Source organism: Streptomyces sp. LBL (assembly GCF_029893585.1).
In the GTDB taxonomy this organism is placed as follows: domain Bacteria; phylum Actinomycetota; class Actinomycetes; order Streptomycetales; family Streptomycetaceae; genus Streptomyces.
Map to the genome: position 1 here is coordinate 292,636 of NZ_JARXYX010000003.1, position 21,003 is coordinate 313,638.

The 21,003-nt window shown below is 72.2% G+C and carries 14 protein-coding genes and 2 pseudogenes; 3 read left to right on the forward strand and 13 right to left on the reverse strand.

Annotated features, from left to right (window positions below):
• Positions 1-28 precede the first annotated feature (28 nt).
• The 9 genes and pseudogenes from M2271_RS05265 to M2271_RS05305 form a co-directional block, all read right to left on the reverse strand.
• Positions 29-1,276 carry a wax ester/triacylglycerol synthase domain-containing protein gene (locus M2271_RS05265; protein ID WP_280885914.1) on the reverse strand — a complete coding sequence of 416 codons (1,248 nt, stop codon included), beginning with the start codon at positions 1,274-1,276 and terminating at the stop codon, positions 29-31.
• A gap of 39 nt (positions 1,277-1,315) precedes the next feature.
• On the reverse strand, positions 1,316-2,638 hold the full coding sequence (locus M2271_RS05270; RefSeq protein ID WP_280885915.1) for an FAD-binding oxidoreductase: 1,323 nt from the start codon (positions 2,636-2,638) through the stop codon (positions 1,316-1,318).
• 362 nt (positions 2,639-3,000) lie between these two features.
• A pseudogene (locus tag M2271_RS05275) lies at positions 3,001-3,549 on the reverse strand (flavin reductase family protein); the annotation flags it as partial.
• Positions 3,521-3,988: an SRPBCC family protein gene (locus M2271_RS05280; protein WP_280885916.1), complete on the reverse strand. Its 468-nt coding sequence runs from the start codon at positions 3,986-3,988 to the stop codon at positions 3,521-3,523. The pseudogene M2271_RS05275 and the gene M2271_RS05280, both read right to left, overlap by 29 nt.
• A 36-nt stretch (positions 3,989-4,024) precedes the next feature.
• Positions 4,025-5,338 carry an aminotransferase class III-fold pyridoxal phosphate-dependent enzyme gene (locus M2271_RS05285; protein ID WP_280885917.1) on the reverse strand — a complete coding sequence of 438 codons (1,314 nt, stop codon included), beginning with the start codon at positions 5,336-5,338 and terminating at the stop codon, positions 4,025-4,027.
• Entirely contained in the window at positions 5,335-6,447 is a 1,113-nt protein-coding gene (locus M2271_RS05290; RefSeq protein WP_280885918.1) for an SDR family oxidoreductase, read from the reverse strand. The genes M2271_RS05285 and M2271_RS05290 overlap by 4 nt, the downstream gene beginning before the upstream one ends.
• A 251-nt stretch (positions 6,448-6,698) precedes the next feature.
• Positions 6,699-7,850 carry an acyl-CoA dehydrogenase family protein gene (locus M2271_RS05295; protein ID WP_280885919.1) on the reverse strand — a complete coding sequence of 384 codons (1,152 nt, stop codon included), beginning with the start codon at positions 7,848-7,850 and terminating at the stop codon, positions 6,699-6,701.
• Between the two features lie 83 nt (positions 7,851-7,933).
• Positions 7,934-8,896: a DUF2156 domain-containing protein gene (locus tag M2271_RS05300; RefSeq protein ID WP_280885920.1), complete on the reverse strand. Its 963-nt coding sequence runs from the start codon at positions 8,894-8,896 to the stop codon at positions 7,934-7,936.
• Complete coding sequence (locus M2271_RS05305) at positions 8,880-9,311, reverse strand: hypothetical protein (protein ID WP_280885921.1); 432 nt, start codon at positions 9,309-9,311, stop codon at positions 8,880-8,882. Before M2271_RS05305 ends, M2271_RS05300 begins: the two co-directional genes overlap by 17 nt.
• A gap of 256 nt (positions 9,312-9,567) precedes the next feature.
• Between M2271_RS05305 and M2271_RS05310 the strand changes: the two genes are divergently transcribed.
• The 3 genes from M2271_RS05310 to M2271_RS05320 all read left to right on the forward strand — a co-directional run bounded on the left by M2271_RS05310 (position 9,568) and on the right by M2271_RS05320 (position 14,787).
• Positions 9,568-11,154 carry an alkaline phosphatase D family protein gene (locus M2271_RS05310; protein WP_280885922.1) on the forward strand — a complete coding sequence of 529 codons (1,587 nt, stop codon included), beginning with the start codon at positions 9,568-9,570 and terminating at the stop codon, positions 11,152-11,154.
• 196 nt (positions 11,155-11,350) lie between these two features.
• Positions 11,351-12,847: a GNAT family N-acetyltransferase gene (locus M2271_RS05315; protein WP_280885923.1), complete on the forward strand. Its 1,497-nt coding sequence runs from the start codon at positions 11,351-11,353 to the stop codon at positions 12,845-12,847.
• Between the two features lie 248 nt (positions 12,848-13,095).
• Positions 13,096-14,787 carry a DUF885 domain-containing protein gene (locus M2271_RS05320; protein WP_280885924.1) on the forward strand — a complete coding sequence of 564 codons (1,692 nt, stop codon included), beginning with the start codon at positions 13,096-13,098 and terminating at the stop codon, positions 14,785-14,787.
• Positions 14,788-14,865: 78 nt separating this feature from the next.
• Here M2271_RS05320 and M2271_RS05325 read toward each other — a convergent pair.
• The 4 genes and pseudogenes from M2271_RS05325 to M2271_RS05340 all read right to left on the reverse strand — a co-directional run.
• Positions 14,866-15,018 (reverse strand): annotated as a pseudogene (locus tag M2271_RS05325) (SDR family oxidoreductase); the annotation flags it as partial.
• Positions 15,019-15,240: 222 nt separating this feature from the next.
• Positions 15,241-15,750, reverse strand: a complete 510-nt coding sequence (locus M2271_RS05330) for an immunity 21 family protein (protein ID WP_280885925.1) — start codon at positions 15,748-15,750, stop codon at positions 15,241-15,243.
• A 150-nt stretch (positions 15,751-15,900) separates the two neighbouring features.
• Entirely contained in the window at positions 15,901-18,894 is a 2,994-nt protein-coding gene (locus tag M2271_RS05335) for an SMC family ATPase (RefSeq protein WP_280885926.1), read from the reverse strand.
• Positions 18,891-20,054, reverse strand: coding sequence for an exonuclease SbcCD subunit D (locus M2271_RS05340; RefSeq protein WP_280885927.1), 1,164 nt, complete (start codon positions 20,052-20,054; stop codon positions 18,891-18,893). Before M2271_RS05340 ends, M2271_RS05335 begins: the two co-directional genes overlap by 4 nt.
• Positions 20,055-21,003 lie beyond the last annotated feature (949 nt).

Sequence of the window (21,003 nt, forward strand, 5' to 3'; positions counted from 1 at the left end):
GCTCTGGGCTCCGGTGCTGTCCGTACGGCTACGTCTGTTCCAGCTCCAGCAGCGCAGCCAGCCAGAGGTCGGGGAGTTCGTCGGCGGTCGCCAGCGCCTCGTCGTGGACGACGGTCAGGCAGGCGGCGTCGTGCTGGCTCGTCAGCGTCGTCATGCAGCGAATGCCGGCCGCGAGCCCGGTCAACATGACCGCCCGCCGGGCAACGGCGCCCTGGTGGACAAGGGCGTCGCCGAAGTTCACGCTGCTCGTCGGTGCCGCGACGACCGCCCCGTTGACCATCCGCGTCCCCAGCCGGGCGCCGATCGCCCGCGGGGTGGCGGCGAGCAGCAGGCTGAGCGCGTCGCGCCGGCGGCTAGCGCGCAGCCGCGCGGTGCGGGCCGCGACGCGGGCCAGGGCCCGGCGCGGCGACGCCTCGTCGCAGGGCAACTGCAGCCGGGCGACGACCATACGGTTGCCGGGCGCGAGTTCCTCCCCCGGTGCCCTTACCGACATCGGCACCGCCACGGGCACGGGCGGATGCGGCGAGCCCGTGGCCTTCAGGTGCCAACTGCGGACGGCGTGGGACAGAGCGGCGAGATAGACGTCGTTCACCGTGGCCCCGTGGGCCCGGCCGACGGCGCGCAGCCTCGCCAGCGGGACGTCCGCGTGGCAGACCGTCAGGCGTCCGCTGCCCGGCACGTCGAAGGCCGGTTTGGCGGTGGCCGGGCGGCAGGAGGCCGCGACGTCACCGAAGGCGCCGGCCAGACCGCGGGCGGTGGGCCGGGAGCGGTGGTGGGGTGCCGGACCGCCGCCCTCGGGGTGGTCGTCGAGGAGGGCCCGGGCGGTGTGGGCGGCACCGACGCCGTCCTGGAGGGTGTGGTCGGTGCGGTAGCACAGCGTGTGACCGCCGTCCGGTCCGTGCACCAGCCACACCTCCCAGGGCGGTCGCCCGGCCGCGCTCATGGGCCGCGTCAGCATCAGCCGGCCGGCTCCCGGACCGTCGGTGTCGTGCTCGGTCGGCCGGAACTCGTGCACATGCTGCTCCACCGCGATCCGGTCCACGCGCCGGAACACCTTGCCCTCGCCGGCCACGCGGTAGCGCAACGCCGGAATTGCGTGGGCGCGTTCGGCCACCCGGGCGCGTACGGCGTCCAGAGGCGGGGGCGGACCGTCGTACCGGAAGAGAAAACCGACCGGCAGGGGTCTGCCGCGCATCGCCAGGTGGTAGGCGGCGTCCGGGGTTCCCATGGGCAGAGCCGAAGGCAGGCCGTGGGCGGTGTCGCGGGGTGAGCGCATCGTGAAACCTTCCTGTGGGGTGTGGGTGTCCTGGTCGCCTCAGCAGGTGCGCCGCGTCGCCCGGCCCAGTATGTCCACGTAACCGCGCAGGAGGTGGCGGCCGGGGCCACCGCCGGGGATCCGTGGGGCCCGTGACCGGTGCCAGGGCAGCGGAACGCCCGGTTCCGGCTCGCCGAGCAGGGCGCCGGCCACGTACGCGCCGTGGGCCACGGACAGGGCCAGGCCGTGGCCGCAGCAGCCGCCGATGTACCAGACGCCGGGGCAGCCCTGGACCGGGCCCACCACCGGCAGGTCGTCGAGGGTCATGCCGACACGGCCCGACCAGCGGTGGACGACCGGTACGTCGGACAACTCCGGGTGCAGGGAGCGCAGCCAGCGTCCCAACCAGTTCCAGGCCCGCTCACGGAGGACCTGGAGCCGCGGTGCGTCCAGTCCGGCCGGGGCGGTGACGGTGCCGCCGCCGGCCACCAGGCCCCGGTCCGGGAGCAGCCGGAAGTACGGGGCCATCGGTGCCGCGTCCACGACGGCGTACCCCGCGCGCCCGCCCAGGGCCGCGTACGCCGCTGCGCTGAGGGGCGCGGTCGCCACGGCGTACACCTCCAGCGGCAGGACCGTGCCGACCGGCAGACCGGCCTCCCTTGCACCGGAGTTGACGGCCAGGACCGCCTGTCCGGCGTACAACGTGCCGTGCGGGAAGACCAGTTCGGATCCGGCCAGATCACGGGGGCGCAGGGCCCGCAGTGGGCTGTTCCCGTAGAAGCGGACGCCCTTGGCCGCGCAGGCGCGGGCGAGGGCGCAGGTCAGGGCGGCCGGGTCCAGGGTGGCCGCGGTGCGGTGGAGAAGGCCGGCGGTGTACGGCACGCCGATCCTGGCGCGGATCGCGGCGCCGGACAGGACCGGCACGTCCAGGCCGAGTTCCCGGTAGGCCTTCGCCTGCCGGCCGAGGGCCGTCAGATGCAGGGGCGAGCGCGTCGCCACGATCTGCGGGCCGGTCCGCAGTCCGCAGCGCGCGTCCAACCGGCCGTACAAATCGAGGACCTGGTCCACCGCGCGCACGCTTGCCAGATGCATCCGGCGGGCCGTCTCGGGTCCGAAGCGACGTACGGCGCGGTCGATCGCCGGGCCCGCCCGGGGGCCCAGCAGGCCGGTGCCCCGGCCGCTGGCGCCGGCGGCGGGGCGCTGCGCGTCGACGACGGCGATGTCGAGGCCGGGGGCGCGTTCCGCGAGGTGGTAGGCGCAGGCGAGGCCGGCGAGACCGGCTCCGACCACGGCGACGTCCGCGGTGACCAGACCGTGCAGCGGAGGCTGCGACGGCACCTCGGCCGGTTCCCAGGCGGGCGCTCCGGCGGGCGGTCGGGTCATCCGGGTCCGTCCGGGGCAGGCACGGGGTCGGGTGCGGGGTCGGGTGCGGGCACGGGGGCCGGCGCGTGGGCGGGGTCCGGCGCGGGCACACAGCCCGGCACGGGGGCAGGCGCGTGGGCGGGACCAGCCACGAGTTCCGGCACGAGTTCCTGCACGGGCACACAGCCCGGCACGGGGTCCGTCACCGGGCCCGGCACGGAGTCCGGCACGGGCACGGAGTCCGGCGCAGCCGCCGGGCCCGGCACAGGCGCGGCCACGGAGTCCGGCACAGCCGCCGGGCCCGGCACAGGCGCGGCCACAGAGTCCGGCACAGCCGCCGGGCCCGGCACAGGCGCGGCCACAGGGCCCGGATGGGGCTCGGCCAACGTTTTGAACCCGCGGTCGTGCCACAGCAGCGGTCGCCCGCCGCCCACCTGGACCGCCGCCACCCGCCCCACGACGAGACAGTGGTCGCCGTAGCGCCGTATGTCCTCCACGAGGCACACCGACCAGGCGAGCGCCCCGTCGAGCACCGGAACGCCGAGCACCTGCCGGACAGGCGTGCCGGCGAACCGCCGGGGCGCCGGCGTCGTGGGGTGGGCGAACCGCGTGGCCAGGTCGTGCTGGTCCTCGCGCAGCAGGTGCACGGCGAAGACCCCGTACGCACGGATCGCGGCGAGAGTGCGCGAGCCGTCGCGCAGACAGGCGAGGAGCAGGGGTGGCCGGGCCGACAGCGAGGTGACCGAGGAGACGGTCATGCCGAGCGGGCCGTCCTCGCCGCGTGCGGTCACGACGGTCACCCCGGCGGCCAGCTTGGCGTACAGCCTCAGGCAGAGGGCAGCACCGGGGCCGGGCTCCTCGCGCAGGGGATCGACGCCCGATCCGGCGTCCTCCCGCGTCCGTTCAGCCCTGAGCCGCGGGGGCGCGCTCATCGATCACCTCCGCGCCGACCAGGCCGATCAGGATGTGTCCGATGTTGTTCCGCAGTGTGGACTCGGCCACCGGGTCGAGGATCTCCGCGAGGGTCGGAATGCCGAGGTCGAAGGAGGCGGCGAAGACGACGAGTGTGCCGCCGTCGCGGGGTTCGCAGCGCCAGCTCCCCTCGAAGGTCTGGAAGTCGCCGCTGACTTGCTCGAAGCTGAGGGACAGGGTGTCCGGTGAGAACGTGTCGCGTTCCCGCCAGCGCATCAGCCCGCCCCGGAAGGTGACGGTCCAGTCCGACACGAGCGAGCCGTCGGAGAGGGGTGCCTCCACGCGGACCTCGCGGACGGTGTCGGTGAGTTCGGGGTAGCGGCGGAAGTCGGTGATGCGTCGGTAGACGTCGACCGGTGCGAGACCGTCGGCGAACGCGTGCAGGACCACGTGGCGCATGAATGTCCCTTTCCTTTCCGGTGGCCGGGCGGGGTCTCAGCCGGTCATGCGGAGGGCAGTGGTGTGCAGGGCCTCGGCGAGCGTGGTGAAGAACAGGTCGAGCGCTTCGTCCTCGACCACCGCGGGCGGCGTCAGCCGCAGCACCCGCGTGGAGTTGAGGGAGTGGTTGACGAGCACGTCCCGTGCGATGAGCTCCAGCAGCAGTTCGCCGACCGCCTGCTCCCCGGTGAGCTCGATCCCGATCAGCAGTCCGCGGCCGCGCACCTCGCGCACCAGGATCTCCTGGTACGGCGCGCACACGTCCCGGACACCGGCCAGGACACGCGCGCCGAGTGCGGCCGCACGGGCGACGGTGTCCTCCCGCTCCATCGTCTCCACGGTGGCGAGCGCGGCCGCGCAGGCGATCGGGGAGGCACCGAAGGTGGAGGTGTGCAGGTAGGGGTCGCGGCTGAAGGGGGCGTAGGCCTGCTCGGTGGCGACCATCGCGGCGACCGGCACCACTCCGCCGCTGAGCCCCTTGCCCACGAGGAGTACGTCGGGACGGACGTCCTCCGCGTTCACGCCCCACCAGGTGCCCAGCCGTCCCATCCCGGTCTGGATCTCGTCCACGACGAGCAACGCGCCGAACTCCTCGCACAGCGCGGCCACTTCACGCAGATAGCCGGGCTTGGGAATGCGCACCCCGCCCTCGCCCTGCACCGGTTCGACGATCACGCAGGCCCGATCGCGTCGGACGGTCAGGGCCCGGCGCAGCTCGCCCGCGTCGTTGTAGGAGATCTGCGTGGTGTCGGGGAGGAGTGGTTGGAACGGTGTCTGGTAGGTGGCGTTGGCGGTGACGCTCAGGGCCCCCAGGGTCTTGCCGTGGAAGCCCTTGCGGGTGGTGATCACCGCGTTGCGTCCCTGGGCGCGGGCCAGTTTCAGGGCCGCTTCCGTCGCCTCGGCACCGGAGTTGACGAAGTGGACGTAGTCGAGGCCCGGCGGGGTGTGCGCCGCCAGCGCCTGGGCGGCGCGGGCGGCGACCGGTTCGAGGAAGACGCGGCTGGCGAGGGGATGGGCGTCGATCTGCCGGTGCACGGCCTCGACGACGGCCGGGTGCCGGTGCCCGAGGATGAAGACGCCGTAGCCGCCGAAGTCGAGGAAGCGGCGGCCGTCGTCGGTGTGGATCCAGGGCCCCTCGGAACGGACCTCGGCCATGCCGCCCATCACGCGGCCCATGACCGCCCGTCCGGAGCCGATGTGCCGGAGGTAGAGGTCCACGAGTTCGGTGCCGCTGGGCAGGGGGGCGGCCAGGTTCACCGGGGTGGGCCGGGCCGGGGGGACAGGAGGTGCGGCGGGCGGTGAGATCGTCATGACGCCAGCTCCCTCGGGGTCGTCGCGGTGACCGGCCGGGCTCCGTGTCGCCTGAGCAGTCCGGCCCTGCCTTCGGCCCAGCTCTCCAGGTTGCGTACGAGGGCGGCGCGGATGTCGGCGCGGGTCAGCCGGGTGCCGCAGGCGGGGTCACCGAGGGAGGAGGCGAACGGCAGCTCGCGCTGGAAGACCAGCAGCAGTTCGGCGTAGTGCCTGAGGCGTTGGCGTACCGGCGCGGGCATCGCGGTGCCCTCCAGCAGGGGCAGCAGCAGGCGGTGTACCGCCTCCACCGGGATGAGTCGGGGGCGCTGCGGTTCGGGCAGCCCGTGGCGCACGGCGAACTCCGCGCAGATGTCGGAGATCTCCCGCACGGGTGGCGCCTCCTGGCCGGCCGTCAGCCAGAACTCCCCCTCGCGCACCCCGCCGCGGATCAGATCGCCGACCGCCCGGGTGACGAAGTCCTGCGGGACCATGTCGATCCGGGCCTCGGGGGCGCCGGGCAGCACCGGCACCTGCCCCAGCACCATCGAGCCGAGCGTCTTGGTCAGCCCCTGCTGTCCGGCGATCCGCCCGGTGACGGAGTCGCCCATCACGACCGAGGGCCGCACGATCGCGCCAGGTAGACCGGCCTCACGCACCATCTGCTCGGCCGCGGTCTTCGAGGCGAGGTAGGCGGCGGCGCCCGGGAAGCGCCGCCCGTCCTCGGCGGCCGGCGCGCTCGCCACGAACGCGGTGCTCACCAGGTAGAAAGGCGCCTCGGCGCGGGCGGCGAGGCCGAGCACGGCCCGGGTGCCGGTGGTGTTGGTCCGCACGATCTCCTCCGGCGCGGTGCGCCAGTTGGTCTCGGCGGCGGAGTGCAGGACGATGTCCACCTCGTCGGCAAGCCGACCCCAGGCCACCTCGGACAGACCCAGTCGAGGTGCGAGCAGGTCGCCCCGGAGCTCCCGTACCCGAGGGTCCTGCAGCGGCCTGTTGCGGCGCAGGCAGATCAGGTCGAAGTCGTCGGCCAGCTCCTCGATCAGGGCCTGCCCCAGTACCCCGGAGCCGCCGGTCAGCAGCAGGGTGGGGCGGTCGGCGGAACGCGCGGTGCGTTTCGGTTGGTGTGACGGCATGGGCGTACTCCCCCAACGGGACTCGACTGCCGTGGGACGGCGGGGATTCTCGACTGCCGTACACCGGCGTGGACTTGGCCGGGCGTACGGCAAAATGACCGCGAGCAGCGCACGACGGCATGACCGCGAGCAGCGCACGACGGCATGACCGCGAGCAGCGCACGACGGCATGGGCTTGGCCACCGCACGGTGACGCGGACCTGGCGGGCCTACGACGACGCGGGCATGGCCGGCCTACGGCGGCCCGGGTGTCAGGCGATGGCGAGCGGCCGGTCGGCCAGGTAGTCGGCGAGCGGGCCGGTCATCCGAGGCCGGGACGGCGGGTGCAGGGACAGGCCGTGGGCGCAGGCGGCCAGGTGGCCGATCTCGTCGGACGTCATGAAGTTGAGGCCGCCGAGCAGTTCGACCGCGCGCGGGACGATGCGGCCCAGCGTGTCCTGGACGCCGTAGCGGACACACAGGGCCTGGGAGAGCGCGGACTCGCCGAGGTCACCGGTGTCGATCCGGCGGGCGATGCCCTCGGCGGCGGCCATCGCGGCCTCGGTCTCCACGAACAGGCGGACACGCTCGTGCTCGGGGATCCGGTCGTTGAGCAGCACGCGTTCCACCAGGGCGCTCGCCGCACCGAGGTAGCTGCCCGTCATGAGTGCCTGGAACCAGACGAGTCCGGCCGTCTGCAGCTCGTCGAGACGCTGTCCGGCGGAGGTGGCGGTGCGCAGCAGGAGTTCCGGCGGGACGAGGACGTCGGTGAGCGTGACCTGTTCGCTCTCCGCTCCGGCGAGGAAGGCGCTGGACCAGAACCCGCTGACGCTGAGGCCCTCGCTCCCGGCGGGCACCAGCGCCACCGCGAGTTCGTCGCCCTGGCCGTCCTCGCGGGGGACCATGACGCCGGCGGTCAGCACGTCCATGGAACGGGACAGGCTGCACGGGCGTTTGACACCGTTGATCCGTATGCCGTCCTCGGTCACCGTGGCCGTCATCGACGGCTCCAGGATCCCGGCGCCGCCACGCCCCTCGGCGAAGCCGGAGGCGATGACGCGGTTGGTGGACGCCACGCCTTCGATCAGCATCCATTCGAGCCCGTCGGTCTGTCCCCCGACTTGGCCGAGGTGGCCGAGGCCGACCAGGGTGGCCACGGAGAAGTGGTGCATGGTGGTCGCCACGGCCAGGGACGGCGAGCGACTGCCGATGGCCCGCTGCACCCGCAGCGCGTCCAGCGCGGTGGCGCCCCGGCCCTGATGGGACTCGGGCACCAGGAGCCCCGGGCCGCCACTGTCCCGGAACAGCCGGACGCCGGGGCTGCCGGGCCGCTCCAGCTCCATGAGGGGCGTCTCGCGGAGCGCGGGGTCCAGGTCCGGGAGCAGCTTGGCCAGCGTGGTGCGTTCGCGTTCGAGGAATCTCATGGACGTGCGGTCCTCCAGAGTGAGACGGATAACACGCGGGGTCGTGGAGCGTCGGTCATACGGCGTCGGTGATACGGCGTCGGTCATACGGCGTTGGTGGCGCGCAGCAGTTGCCATACGGCGCCGAGGCGGGGGCGGCCCAGGAAGGCGATGTACTCGGGGAGGACGGCGTGCGGGGCCCACTTCTCCTTGTATCCGAGCTGGGAGGCCGCGGGGTAGATGGCTTTTCCACGCTCTGCCAGCAGTCGGGCGAAGCGCGTGAACGCCCGGCTCGCGCCCGGCACTTCGTGTTCCGCGGCGAGTCCGGTGAACGGGGTGAAGCCGAAGTGCAGCCACCCGGCGCCGTCTTCGAGGAAACGGTCCATGACGGTGGCGTTGAGTGCCTCCATCACGCCGGGCGGCGCGTCGGGCCGCCGCCTGCTGAGGTCGTGCAGCCAGCCGGGCCGACTGCCGTAGACGGGCGAGTAGTTGATGTATCCGACGGCCTCGCCGTCGATACGGCCGACGAACAGCCGGCGGTGTCGTTGCAGCGGCCCGGTCCGCTGGCCGACGAGGAAGCGCAGCTCCTTGACGTGCCGGCCCTTGTCCCGCAGCCAGCGATCGTCCAGCCGGTCGAGTGCGTGGCAGTCGTCGCCGTGCCGCACCTCGGCCACCTCGAGGCCTGCCCGCCGGGCCCGCGAGATCTTGTTCCGCAGCCGCACGAACCGGGAGCCGCGCAGGGTGAAACGGGTCAGGTCGACGGCGTACGACGACCCGAGCTGGTTGACCGTGAAGCCCTGCCGCGCGTACAACTCGGCGTCCGCCCGCTGGAGCTGCACCGCGGCCAGCCGGGGCCCGGCCTCGGTCACGAAGGAGGCCAGCAGCCGCTCACGTTGCTCCGGCGCGGTGAAGGGGGCACCGAATTGCAGAACGTAACGACCCGATCGGCGATAGGCACAGGCGCCCTCGAAACGTTCGTCACGGAAGTATTCGTTCCCGCTGTTCAGGGCGAGAAAGGCGCTGGGGTTGTCACTGTGCTCGGCCAGAGCGTCAAGCACGGACGGCATTCGAGTCCTCCAGGGAATTCCTCGGTTCGAAAGGAACGATGAAGGGTTTCAGGGAGTTTCCGAAGAGCGCCCGGTCGCCCATGAGATGGATGGGAAGGGCGAGCAGGGCCCATTCCGGGCGGACGAACAACGCCCAGGCTCCGGCCAGCGCACCGGCCGTGACCAGGCTGTGCATCACGTTGTAGGCCACGTAGTAACGGCGGGGGGTCCGGCGGCCCCGGCTGCGTCGGAAGGCGAGCGCCCCGGGGAGGTAGCCGATGACGTCGATCACCGCGAACAGTGCGACGAACACGCCCCAGCGGATCTCCGAAAGGTGCTGGAAGGCGAGCACGAGGGAAACAGCAAGAATGGCCAGCCATTCAAGTCGGCAGAGCGCGAAGGTAGTTTTCGTCTCGAATCTGTTCTTGGCGTCCACGGGCGCTCCTTTCACCCCTGATTACGCACGAGCGGGTGCGACCCCTCGTAAATCCCGGGTTGCCTTGTTCCCACGGCGAACCCACGGCGGTCCTACGGCGCTCCCACAGCGGCCCTACGGCGGTCCCATGGCGGTCCTACGGGGCCCCACCGGGTTCCCACGGCCAGTTGTTCACCTGCGGTTTGCGTGTGCGCTGCGGCGCCCCAGTAGGTGTGGGACTGCACACTGGCCGGATCCCGCCCCTGGAGGCCTCTCCATGTCACACCGTCCGCTCCCCGCCCGTCGCAGCGTCCTGCGCGGATCCCTGGCCGCCTCGGCGGCCCTGACCCTGCCCACCGCCCTCGGCGCGGCACCGGCCCTCGCCCTGTCCGGGCGCCCGAAGGCGGGTTGGGGCGTACAGACGGGAGACGTGAGCGCCGACTCGGGACTGGTGTGGGTGCGGTCCGACCGGCCCGCCCGGATGATCGTCGAGACGTCCGCGACCGAGTCGTTCCGCAACCCGCGCAGATGGCACGGCCCGCTGCTCGGCGCGGACACCGACTTCACCGGCACCACCCGGCTGCACGGACTGCCCTCGGGCGAGCAGATCCACTACCGCGTCCTGCTGGCCGACCCGGACGACCCACGCCGCACCGGAGAGCCGGTCGCCGGCACGTTCCGTACCGTGTCGCCGCGCAGGGGCCACGGCGTGCGCTTCCTGTGGTCCGGTGACCTGGCCGGGCAGGGCTGGGGCATCAACCCCGACTTCGGCGGCTACACGATCTACAAGGCGATGGCCGGGCTCGACCCCGACTTCTTCCTCTGCAGCGGCGACAACATCTACGCCGACGGCCCGATCGCGGCGACGCAGGCCCTGCCCGACGGCAGCACCTGGCGGAACATCACCACCGAGGAGAAGTCCAAGGTCGCCGAGACCCTGGCCGAGTTCCGCGGCAACTTCCGCTACAACCTGCTGGACGAGAACCTCAAGCGGTTCAACGCCCAGGTGCCGTCCGTCATCCAGTGGGACGACCACGAGGTCCGCAACAACTGGTACCCGGGCGAGGTCATCGCGACCACGGACACCCGTTACACCGAGAAGAGCGTGGACGTGCTGGCGGAGCGTGCCCGGCGCGCGTTCAGCGAGTACTTCCCGATCTCCACGCTGCGGCCGGGCGCGCGGGACGGCCGGGTGCACCGGGTGCTGCGGCAGGGCCCGCTGCTGGATGTGTTCGTGCTCGACATGCGGACGTACCGCAACGCCAACTCGCCCGACGACCAGACCGTGGACCCGCAGGGCATCCTCGGCCGGGAGCAGTTGGAGTGGCTCAAGCGGGAGCTGTCGCGCTCGCGTGCGGTGTGGAAGGTGATCGCCGCCGACATGCCGCTGGGCCTGGTGGTTCCGGACACCACCGAGGGCCGGCCGAACATCGAGGCCGTGGCGCAGGGCGAACCGGGCGCGCCACTCGGGCGTGAGCTGCAGATCGCCGAGCTGCTGCGGTACATCAAGCACCAGCGGATCACCGGCACGGTATGGCTGACGGCCGACGTGCACCACACCTCGGCGCAGCACTACCAGCCTTCGCGGGCCGCCTTCACCGACTTCGAGCCGTTCTGGGAGTTCGTGTCCGGGCCGCTGAACGCGGGCGCCTTCCCGGCCAGCGCGCTCGACAACACCTTCGGTCCGGAGCGGGTGTTCGTGAAGGCACCGACCGCCTCCAACGTGTCGCCCGCCGGCGGCTACCAGTTCTTCGGCGAGGTCGACATCGACGGCCACAGCGGGGAGCTGACGGTACGGCTGCGCGAGCAGGACGGCACCGTACTGTTCACCCAGGTGCTCCAGCCGGGCCGGGTCGGCCAGTAGTCTCCCGACACGGCAACTCCCGTACGCTGAAAGGCGTCGCGCACCGGCGTCATCTCCCGGTGCGCGACTCGTGCTCGCGGCGAAACCGTACACATTAAAACCATACAAAGAAAAACAAAAGGGTACGGAAGCATACTTTACCGATCAGTTACAGAGCGTTCGTGATCACGCAACACGCTTCCTTCACAGTGGTCGCATGACTCGAGAAGTGTCTGCTGTGACACGTACGAAAAACGGCCGTCCCGTCCACCACTGGCGACGCGACGTGGTCGAACTCGCCGCCCTGTTCACGGCCGTCGCCGTGGCGGACGCCGTGGCGAACCTGGTCGGCCACGGCCCGGACGGGCCGGCGCTGCTGGTGGCCTCGGCGGTCGTACTGATCACCACTGCGGCCTTCCACACATGGTGGTCACGCCGCCACGGTCACGCCCCTCCGACGAGCGATACCGACGCCCGGCCACTGCCCGGGAAACAGCAGGCCGGGCCGTCCGGCCGGCCGGCGGCAAGCGCGGACCCCGTGACCGCGGATCCCGTGACCGCGGATCCCGTGACCGCGGATCCCGTGACCGGGGAAAGCACGCTGTGGCGGATGCGGACGACGGTGAAGGACGAGCCGGGCTCGCTGGCCGCCCTGTGCGCGGCCCTCGGCGGGCAGCGGGTCGACATCCTGAGTCTGCAGACGCATCCGCTGGCCGACGGCACGGTGGACGAGTTCCTGCTGCGCGCCCCCGCGGGGCTCGCAGGCTCCGGGATCACCCGTGAGGTCGCGCTGGCCGGAGGCTTTGACACCTGGATCGAGCGGGCGGACGCCCACGACCTGGTGGACGCCCCGACCCGGGTCCTGGGCCTCGCCGCCCGTACGGCACTGGACGCGGCGGAACTCCCCCTGGCTCTACGGCAGTTGCTGGGACGGTGCACCATCCGCTCAGTGCCCGCCAAGCCCGCGGCCGGAGGCGGCCGGACGCCGCAGGACGTGCCGGTGGAAGGCGTGTTGGAGGACACCGTGATGCGGCTGAGGGCGCCGGAAGGCGGAGTGATCAGCGTGGAGCGGCCGTACCTGCCGTTCACCCCGACCGAGTTCGCGCGGGCGCGCGCCCTGGTGGAGCTGGACGCGCGGCTCGGTCCGCGGGTGCCGCGCAGCCAGGAAGCGATGACGCTGCCCGAGGGCAACGCGATCACCGTGCGCCGGGTCGACACCGGTGACCTGGAAGCCGCGAAGGCGATGCACGAGCGGTGCTCGGCGCGGACCCTCGGGATGCGCTACCACGGGCCGGTTCCTGACGCCGACCGCTATCTGCGGCACCTGCTCAGCCCGCGCTTCGGCCGGACGCTCGCCGTGCAGGCCCCCTCCGGGCGCATCGTCGGACTCGGCCATCTGCTGTGGGACGGGGACGAGACGGAGGTCGCGCTGCTCGTCGAGGACGCCTGGCAGCGGCGCGGCGTCGGCGCCGAACTCCTGGGCCGACTGGTGGCGATGGCGGTCGAGGCCGGCTGCGAGAGCGTCTACGCGGTGACGCAGTCGTCCAACACCGGCATGGTCGCCGCGATGCGCGGGCTCGGGCTCCCCCTCGACTACCAGATCGAGGAGGGCACCCTGGTGATCACGGCCCGACTGGACACGACCCCGGTCACCGCCGCACTTCCGCCGTACGAGCAGGACCGGACGTTCGGCGAGGAGATCGTGCGGGACTAGGCGTGGGCCAGGCGTCGCCCATGCCCACTCCGGCTCGGCTGACGGCTCGGCGGGTGCGGCGGGCCGTTCGGCCGGCGGATGTGCATACCGCCGGGGGCGCGGTGGCGATGCCTGCCCGGCGCAGTCGCCCGGCGCAGGTTTCCGGCTCAGTCGTCCGGCTCAGTCGTCCGGCGAATCCACGTCGCGGCGACCAGCCGTCGGCTCAATCCGAGTGACGCGCGGCAGCCCCTCGTACGAGGATGGAGCGCATGTCAGAGACCAAGAGCCCGCTCCCCCGCGAGGTCGCCGACGCCTATGTCGACGAGCTCATCGCCCTCGACCCGGTCACCGGTACGTATCTCGGCGTGCAGGACAGTTCGCGTCGCCTGCCCGATCTCTCGCCCGCGGGCCAGGAAGCCGTCGCGGACCTCGCGCGCAGGACCCTCGCGCGACTCGACGAGGCCGAACGGCGGCCCGGTGCGGACCGCGACATCGAGCGCCGGTGTGCCCGTCTGCTGCGCGAGCGGCTCAGCGCGGAGCTCGCCGTGCACGAGGCCGACGAGGGCCTGCGGGCGGTCGGCAACATGGCCACGCCCGCGCACTCGGTGCGTGCGGTCTTCACCGTCACGCCCGCGCAGACCGACGAGGACTGGGCCGCGATCGCCGAACGCCTGCGCGGGGTGCCGGCCGCGCTGGCCGGCTACCGGGAGTCCCTCGCACTGGGGCTGGAACGCAAGCTGTACGCCGGCCCGCGCCCGACCGCCACGTTCGTCGGCCAGCTCACCGAGTGGGCGGACACGGACGGCGAAGGCACCGGCTGGTTCGAGGTGTTCGCGTCGGACGGTCCCGAGGCGCTGCGCGCGGAACTCGACGAGGCCGCCCGCGCGGCGACCGGCGCCCTGGTGGAACTGCGGGACTGGATACGCGAGGTGTACGCGCCGGCGATCGAGGGTGCCCCGAACACGGTGGGCCGTGAGCGCTACGCCCGCTGGGCACGCTACTTCAACGGCACCGACCTCGACCTGGACGAGGCGTACGCGTACGGCTGGGCCGAGTACCACCGGCTGCTCGCCGAGATGAAGCTGGAGGCCGAGAAAATCCTGCCCGGCGCCGAGACGCCCTGGGTGGCGCTCGCCCACCTCGACGAGCACGGCAAGCACATCGAGGGCGTCGACGAGGTTCGCGACTGGCTGCAGGGCCTGATGGACCAGGCCATCGACGCGCTCGACGGCACCCACTTCGAACTCGCCGAGCGGGTCCGCAAGGTGGAGTCGCGCATCGCGCCCCCCGGCGGCGCGGCGGCCCCGTACTACACGGCCCCGTCGGAGGACTTCTCCCGCCCGGGCTGCACCTGGCTGCCGACGATGGGCCAGACCCGCTTCCCGGTCTACGACCTCGTCTCGACCTGGTACCACGAGGGCGTCCCCGGCCATCACCTGCAACTCGCCCAGTGGGTGCACGTCTCGAAGAGCCTCTCCCGCTACCAGGCCTCCGTCGGCATGGTCAGCGCCAACGCGGAGGGCTGGGCGCTGTACGCGGAGCGGCTGATGGACGAGCTGGGCTTCCTCACGGACGCGGAGCAGCGCCTCGGCTACCTCGACGCGCAGATGATGCGGGCCGCCCGGGTCATCGTCGACATCGGCATGCACCTGGAGCTGGAGATCCCGGCGGACTCCCCGTTCCACCCCGGTGAGCGCTGGACGCCGGAGCTGGCACAGGAGTTCTTCGGCGCGCACAGCAGCCGTCCGGCGGACTTCGTGGAGAGCGAGCTGACCCGCTATCTGACGATCCCGGGACAGGCGATCGGCTACAAGATCGGCGAGCGGGCCTGGCTGCTGGGCCGGGAAAAGGCGCGTGAACGGCACGGCGAGGCCTTCGACCTCAAAGCCTGGCACATGGCGGCCCTGTCGCAGGGCTCGCTGGGCCTGGACGACCTGGTGGAGGAACTGTCCGCCCTCTGATCAAGACGCCTGATCGAAATTCCCGATCAAGAAGGTTCCTCAAGACGCCTGATCAAACCGTTTGATCACACGGTTTGATCACCGCCGGAAGCCGCCTTCCGAGTCGATCACCTGACCCGTGACCCAGTCCGCCTCGTCCGTCGCCAGCCACGCGATGAGGCGGGCCGGGTCGTCGGGCATGCCCCAGCGGCCGGCCGGGAACATCGCGGCGACGGCGTCGTACGCCTCGCCCGCCCGGTGACCAGGGCGGTACGACCGCGCAGGGGCAGCGGGTCACGGCGCAGCTCCTCCGGGGCGGGGTGCGGGAGTCGAGGCATACGGATCATGGTGGACGGTTGCGGGGTCGGGCGCACGTGGTTTTCTTGGACGGGGCCTCACCACCCCCTTCCTCGTGCGCGGCCCGGCCGACGGGTTCCACCTGCCCTATGTGTGCACCAGCTGACATCTACGAGGTCACAGCCGCCGCAACTGCACGAGCCCGATCCAGGTCTCGGGACCGGGCTGCACCCGAGCCGCGCGCACCGCGTAACTGCCCGGATCCAGTACGACCCTGACGTGGTCGGTCCCCGTCGAGTCCGTGCCCGGCCAGGCCGCGTCGAAGAGGACGACCGGCCCGGGCACCGTCCAGCGGACCTCGTTCTCCCAGACCGCCGTGGCGAGGGCCGTCGGCACTTGGGCGAGAAGTTCGTCCTCGGTGTCCGCGGCGCCCCAGCGGACGAACGTGCTCCGGTCGGGCAGGAAAGCGGCGGAGGCGGGCTCGTCGCCGAGGACCAACGCCGCGGAGTCCCCGACCGGGAGCAGTCCGAAGAACCCGTCGATCTCGCACGCCCGATCGTAGTCCGAAGCTGTCTCGTCCCCGTCGGCGCCCGCCCAGAACGGCAGGACCGTCTCCGGTACCGCTATGAGCGGACCGCCGCCCGACTCCACCCACTCCACCGCGCCCGGCTCCGCGTATCGCACCATGCGGCAGAACCTACACTCCCGCAAAGCCCGCCGCGCAGACCGAGCAGACCGAGCAACTCCTCGACTCGACAGGAACGTTGCCGTCGCCACGTACTGCTGGGGCCCGGTCGCGGCGGCGCGAGCCGCTCCGCCGCCGGCTTCGTCGCCGGCTCAGGCGACGCCCCGCTGCCGCACCGTCGACCCCGAGCGGCCCTTCACCACCTCCAGTTGCGCGTGGATGCGCCGTCGCAGATCGGGGACGTGGCTGACGATGCCGACGCTGCGGTCGCGTTCGCGCAGGGAGTCGAGGACGTCGAGGACCTCGTCGAGGGTCTGGTCGTCGAGGCTGCCGAACCCCTCGTCGATGAAGAGGGTGTCCAGCCGGACCCCGCCGGCCTCGTCGGTGACGACGTCCGCGAGGCCGAGGGCGAGGGCGAGCGAGGCGAAGAAGGTCTCCCCGCCGGACAGCGTGGCCGTGTCCCGCTCGCGGCCGGTCCAGGCGTCCACGACGTGCAGCCCGAGCCCGCTGCGTCCCCGGCCGGTGCGGTCGTCGGAGTGGACGAGGGTGTAGCGGCCCGAGGACATGCGCTGCAGCCGTGCGGTCGCGGCGGCGGCCACCTGTTCCAGCCGGGCCGCCAGCACATACGACTCCAGGCGCATCTTGCGTTCGTTGTCCGCCGAGGTTCCCGCGGCGAGGCCCGCCAGTCGGGCCACCCGGTCGTACTCCTCGCGCAACGGCGCCAGCCGTCGTACTCCGGTGGCCGCGCGCGCGGAGAGGCGGTCGAGTTCGGTGCAGCGCCGGGCCGCCGCGTCGTGGGCGGAGGCGGCGTCGCGCAGTCGCTGGGCGGTGGTGTCGGCGGCCCGCTCGGCCGCGGTGAGGTCGGCGGGCGGCTGCTGGGCTGCGGCCGCGGTGTCGGCCTCGGCGAGGACGGCGCGTACGGCGGCCTCCTCCACCTGCCAGGCGTCCAGGCGGCGTTGGAGTTCGCGGTGGGCGGCGTCGTCGAGCAGGGCGGCGGCCGCGGCCTGCGGGGTGTCGAAGCCGGCCCGGAAGGCGGCGTCGGCGAGACGGGCGTCGGCGTCCTTCAGCCGTTGGGCGGTGTCCTCGGCGGCCCGCGCGCAGTCGGCGGCGTCGGTGAGGCCGGCAGCCCGGCGCTCCAGCTGCGCGGCCCGCGCGGCCACGCTGTCGGCCGCGCCGCGTGCCTGGGCCAGCTCGGCGCCCAGGGCGGCCCGCTCCCGGTCCAGCCGCTCACGGTGTCCCACTCGGGCGGCGGTCCGCACCGCCGTCTGCTGCTGGGCGGCGGTGCGCTGCTCGTGTTCGTCCTCGGCCCGCCGCAGTTCCTCGTGCGCGGAGTGCAGGACGGAGGCGTCCGTGCGTGCCTGAGCGTAGAGCCGCTCCAACTCGTCGGCCGCTTGGGCGAGTCGGTCGGTCGCTGCGTCACCTGCCTCGGCGGTGGCGACGGCCAGTGCCTCCCGTACGACGCCCAGGCGCCGTTCCTTCTCCGTGTGCAGTTCCTCCGCCTGCTGGTGGTCGGCCAGCGCCCGCTCCTCCGCCTCCCGGTCCACGTGCCCGGCGTCCTTCCGCGCGGGGGCGGGGTGCTCGGTGGCACCGCAGACGGCACAGGGCACGCCGTTTTTCAGCTGCGCGGCGAGTTCGGCGGCGATGCCGTCGAGGCGCTGTTCCTTGACGTCGAGCCAGTGCGCCTTCGCCTTCAGGGCCCGCGTCCCTGCGAGACGGGCCTGTTCGGCGGCGCTTTCCGTGCCACCGGCCAACTGGTCGCGCAGGCGGGCGGCGTTGAGCCGCTTCTGCGCGGGATCGCGCTGGACGGAGAGCTGCTCGGCCCGGGCCGCCGCCTGCTGGGCGGACTCGATACGGCTGTGCAGTGCGGCCCGGGTCGCCTCCCATCCGGCGAGCCAGGCCTCCGCCTCCTGCCGGACCTCCTCGTCGGCCCGCTCCTGACGCTCCAGGTCGGTCCGCTCCGCGACGAGTTCGGCCAGCCGCCGCTCCGCACGACGCGCCGACTCCAGCCCGCCCAGTTCCTCGACGGCCCGCCGCGCGGCGGCGGCAAGACCGACCGCACCGGCGTCGGCGAAGACCTCGGGGAGCAGGGCACGCGCGCGGGTCTGTGCCGCGGCCGCCCTCCGGTGCTCGGTGTCCGTCGCCTCCCGCAGCTCCAGGGCCGGCGCCACCGCCTCCGCCTTGCGGGCCCGCTCCATCCGTGCCCGCGCCTCCCGGTGCGCGTCGGCGCGCTCCTCCAGGCGGGTGGCCCGCTCCCGTGTCTCGGTGGACCGCCGCTGCAACCGCGCCAGTTCGCGTACGTCGGCCAGGTCCCGTTCGGCCTGTGCCCGGGCGGACTCGGCGGCCGTGAGACGGCAGTGGGCGAGCGTCCGCTGTTCGCGGGCGGTGCTACGGGCGACGGCGGCCGCGCCCAGGACGGCCTCGGCCAGTCCCGGTTCGCCCGGTGCCAGTTCGGGCAGCTCCATGGCGCCGTCGGCCGCCTGCTGCATGCGGTGCGCGTCGGCCAGCAACGCGGCGTCGCCGTCGCGCACCTCGGCCTCGGCTGCCCGCCTGCGTTCGACCAGCCGCTTCTCGACCTCGGCGAAGCGCTGTGTGTCGAAGAGCCGACCGAGCAGTTTGCCGCGGGCCTCCGCGTCGGCGCGCAGGAACCGCGCGAAGTCGCCCTGAGGCAGCAGCACGACCTGGCAGAACTGCTCACGGCTCATGCCGAGCAGCTGAGTGATCTCCTCGCCTATCTCCTGGTGGGACCGGCTGAGGTCCTTCCAGGCGCCGACCGTGGCGTCGTACTCGCGCAGCCAGCTCTGCGCCTTGTCGAGGGTCGTTCCCGAGCCGCGCTTCTTGGGGCGGTGCCAGGGAGGCTGGCGGGCGATCTCCAACCGCCGCCCGGTGACGGTCAGTTCGAGGCGGATCTCGGTGCGTGTGTCCGCGGCGGCGTGGTCGCTGCGCAGAGTCAGGCCCTGGCCGCTCTGCCGCGCTCCGGGCACCGAGCCGTACAGCGCGTAGCACACCGCGTCGAGGACGGAGGTCTTCCCGGCTCCCGTCGGTCCGTGCAGGAGGAAGAGTCCGGCCGCCGACAGTTCGTCGAAGTCGACGCTCTGGGAGCCTCCGAAGGGGCCGAACGCGGTGATCTCCAGTCGGTGCAGTCTCACCGCGCCACCTCCCGCACGGTCGCGTCCGCCCGCACCGCGTCGAACGCGTCCCGCAGCACCGCCTGTTCGCGTGCGTCGGGACCGGCGCCCCGCACATGGGCCACGAAGTCCTCCGCGATCTCCTGGTCGCTGCGGCCGGCGAGCCGCCTGGCGTACGACACGGCGGGGTCGTCCGCTGCCCGCTCGGGGTCGAAGACGAGGCTGAGCGTGTGCGGGAAGCGCTCGGTGAGCCGGGCCATGGGGTCGGCGGGCCGCACCGGGTCGGTGAGCGTGGCCTCGACCCACGCCTCTTCGTGCCGGGCCAGCCCCGGATCGGCGACGAGGTCCTCCAGGGCGCCCCGGATGCGGGCCAGGGCGCGGGGCACCGGGCAGTCGACGCGTTCGGCGGTCACCGCGCCCCCGGCGTCCAGGTCGATGAGCCACATGCTCTTGCGGTGGCCGGCCTCCGAGAAGGAGTACGGCAGCGGGGAGCCGGAGTAGCGCACGCGCCCGGTGATGGTCTGGCTTCCGTGCAGATGCCCGAGGGCCGCGTAGTCCACGCCGTCGAAGACGCCGGCGGGCACGGCGGCCACTCCGCCGACCGTGATGTCCCGCTCGCTGTCGCTGGCCTCGCCGCCGGTGACGAAGGCATGCGCGAGAACGACGGAACGTGTCCCCCGCGCGCGGGCGGCGAGGTCGGCGCGGACACGGTCCATCGCAGCGGCGAGCACCGCCTCGTGCCCGGCCTTCTCCACGGCGAACTCGCTCTTCACCAGGGCAGGTTCGAGATACGGGAGACCGTAGAAGGCCACGTCGCCATGGGCGTCGGACAGAACCACCGGCACCCCGCAGACCGACGGATCGGTCCGCAGATGGATGCCCGCTTGGTCGATGAGGCCCGCGCCCACACCCAGCCGGCGGGCCGAGTCGTGGTTGCCGGAGATCATCACCGTGGGCACGCCTAGGTCGGCGAGGCGGTGCAGGGCGTCGTCGAACAGCTCGACAGCGGCGAGCGGCGGCACCGCGCGGTCGTACACGTCTCCCGACACGACCACCGCGTCGACGCCGTGCTCCCGCACGGTCGTGACGAGATGGCCGATGAACTCGGCCTGGGCACCGAGCATGTTCACCCGGTGGAACGCCCGGCCGAGATGCCAGTCGGAAGTGTGCAGCAGTCTCATGATCCCCGAGACTAACGGCCGGGTCTGACATCACGGGTGGTTACTCCCGCATCGCCCCGTCATGCCCCCTCACCCCTACGGCCGTTATGCCCCTATTGCTCCGAACCTTCCGGAGATCGACCGGCCACCGCCCACCGCGGCTCCCTCTTACGGGTGCGCCACGCGGCCGCCTCGACCTGTCGAGCCGACCGCGAGAACGACGGAGTCCCGGGACACGTGTCGGATCCGTGCCGCGCCCCGCCGCCCGGCGGTCTCACTTTCGGCCGGAAAACAACGACCCGGCACTCCACCAAAAGCATCACGTCTACGCAAAACGCTTGCGACACCGAGGGTTGACACCTGTTCGGGCATCGAGGATGCCCGAATATTCACCAATAGCATACAGTCATCGACTATTTTCAGACAGGCCCTTAATATCACCCGCCGCATGCACACGCCGACCCGCCTGCGAAAGCAGTGTGGCGCGGGTCACTGTTGACCATCCAGTCGGCGCGCATTTAATATCGGCGGAAATGAGCCATGGTAGAGGAAGTCGGAAAAACAGACACCTCCTCGACTACTCCTACGCATGCATCCGATAAAAAATTCCATCGAGTTCTGGTAAGAAACGGCGATATCCAGAAGCTCACACGAGGCGCCACTGAACCCGTGAGGATATCGGCTCGAGACCTGCGGTGCCCGCCGCGCTGTCAGCAAATCGACTCCGCAAGGGAATTGACCACGCCAGATCGTCGATCGCCCCGTTGCAGCCCCGCCGGAGATCCTCTGCTGTACGCATCGCTTTCAATGCACGCATTCCACACGCCGGACCGAATCATCCGGAAATATCCATGCCGGGACATACTCGCGCACGATTGCGTGAACCATTGATCCTCGCGACCCGTTGATCCTCGCGACCCGTTGATCCTTCGGAAAAGCAGGATCCGATTTCCACCGCTTTCTTTTCTCG

What these genes read in the sequence shown, in the direction of transcription:
- M2271_RS05265 (WP_280885914.1), bottom strand. Translation starts at nt 1,276, where the DNA reads ATGCGCTCACCCCGCGACACCGCCCACGGCCTGCCTTCGGCTCTGCCC.
- M2271_RS05270 (WP_280885915.1), bottom strand. Translation starts at nt 2,638, where the DNA reads ATGACCCGACCGCCCGCCGGAGCGCCCGCCTGGGAACCGGCCGAGGTG.
- M2271_RS05280 (WP_280885916.1), bottom strand. Translation starts at nt 3,988, where the DNA reads ATGCGCCACGTGGTCCTGCACGCGTTCGCCGACGGTCTCGCACCGGTC.
- M2271_RS05285 (WP_280885917.1), bottom strand. Translation starts at nt 5,338, where the DNA reads ATGACGATCTCACCGCCCGCCGCACCTCCTGTCCCCCCGGCCCGGCCC.
- M2271_RS05290 (WP_280885918.1), bottom strand. Translation starts at nt 6,447, where the DNA reads ATGCCGTCACACCAACCGAAACGCACCGCGCGTTCCGCCGACCGCCCC.
- M2271_RS05295 (WP_280885919.1), bottom strand. Translation starts at nt 7,850, where the DNA reads ATGAGATTCCTCGAACGCGAACGCACCACGCTGGCCAAGCTGCTCCCG.
- M2271_RS05300 (WP_280885920.1), bottom strand. Translation starts at nt 8,896, where the DNA reads ATGCCGTCCGTGCTTGACGCTCTGGCCGAGCACAGTGACAACCCCAGC.
- M2271_RS05310 (WP_280885922.1), top strand. Translation starts at nt 9,568, where the DNA reads ATGTCACACCGTCCGCTCCCCGCCCGTCGCAGCGTCCTGCGCGGATCC.
- M2271_RS05315 (WP_280885923.1), top strand. Translation starts at nt 11,351, where the DNA reads ATGACTCGAGAAGTGTCTGCTGTGACACGTACGAAAAACGGCCGTCCC.
- M2271_RS05320 (WP_280885924.1), top strand. Translation starts at nt 13,096, where the DNA reads ATGTCAGAGACCAAGAGCCCGCTCCCCCGCGAGGTCGCCGACGCCTAT.
- M2271_RS05330 (WP_280885925.1), bottom strand. Translation starts at nt 15,750, where the DNA reads ATGGTGCGATACGCGGAGCCGGGCGCGGTGGAGTGGGTGGAGTCGGGC.
- M2271_RS05340 (WP_280885927.1), bottom strand. Translation starts at nt 20,054, where the DNA reads ATGAGACTGCTGCACACTTCCGACTGGCATCTCGGCCGGGCGTTCCAC.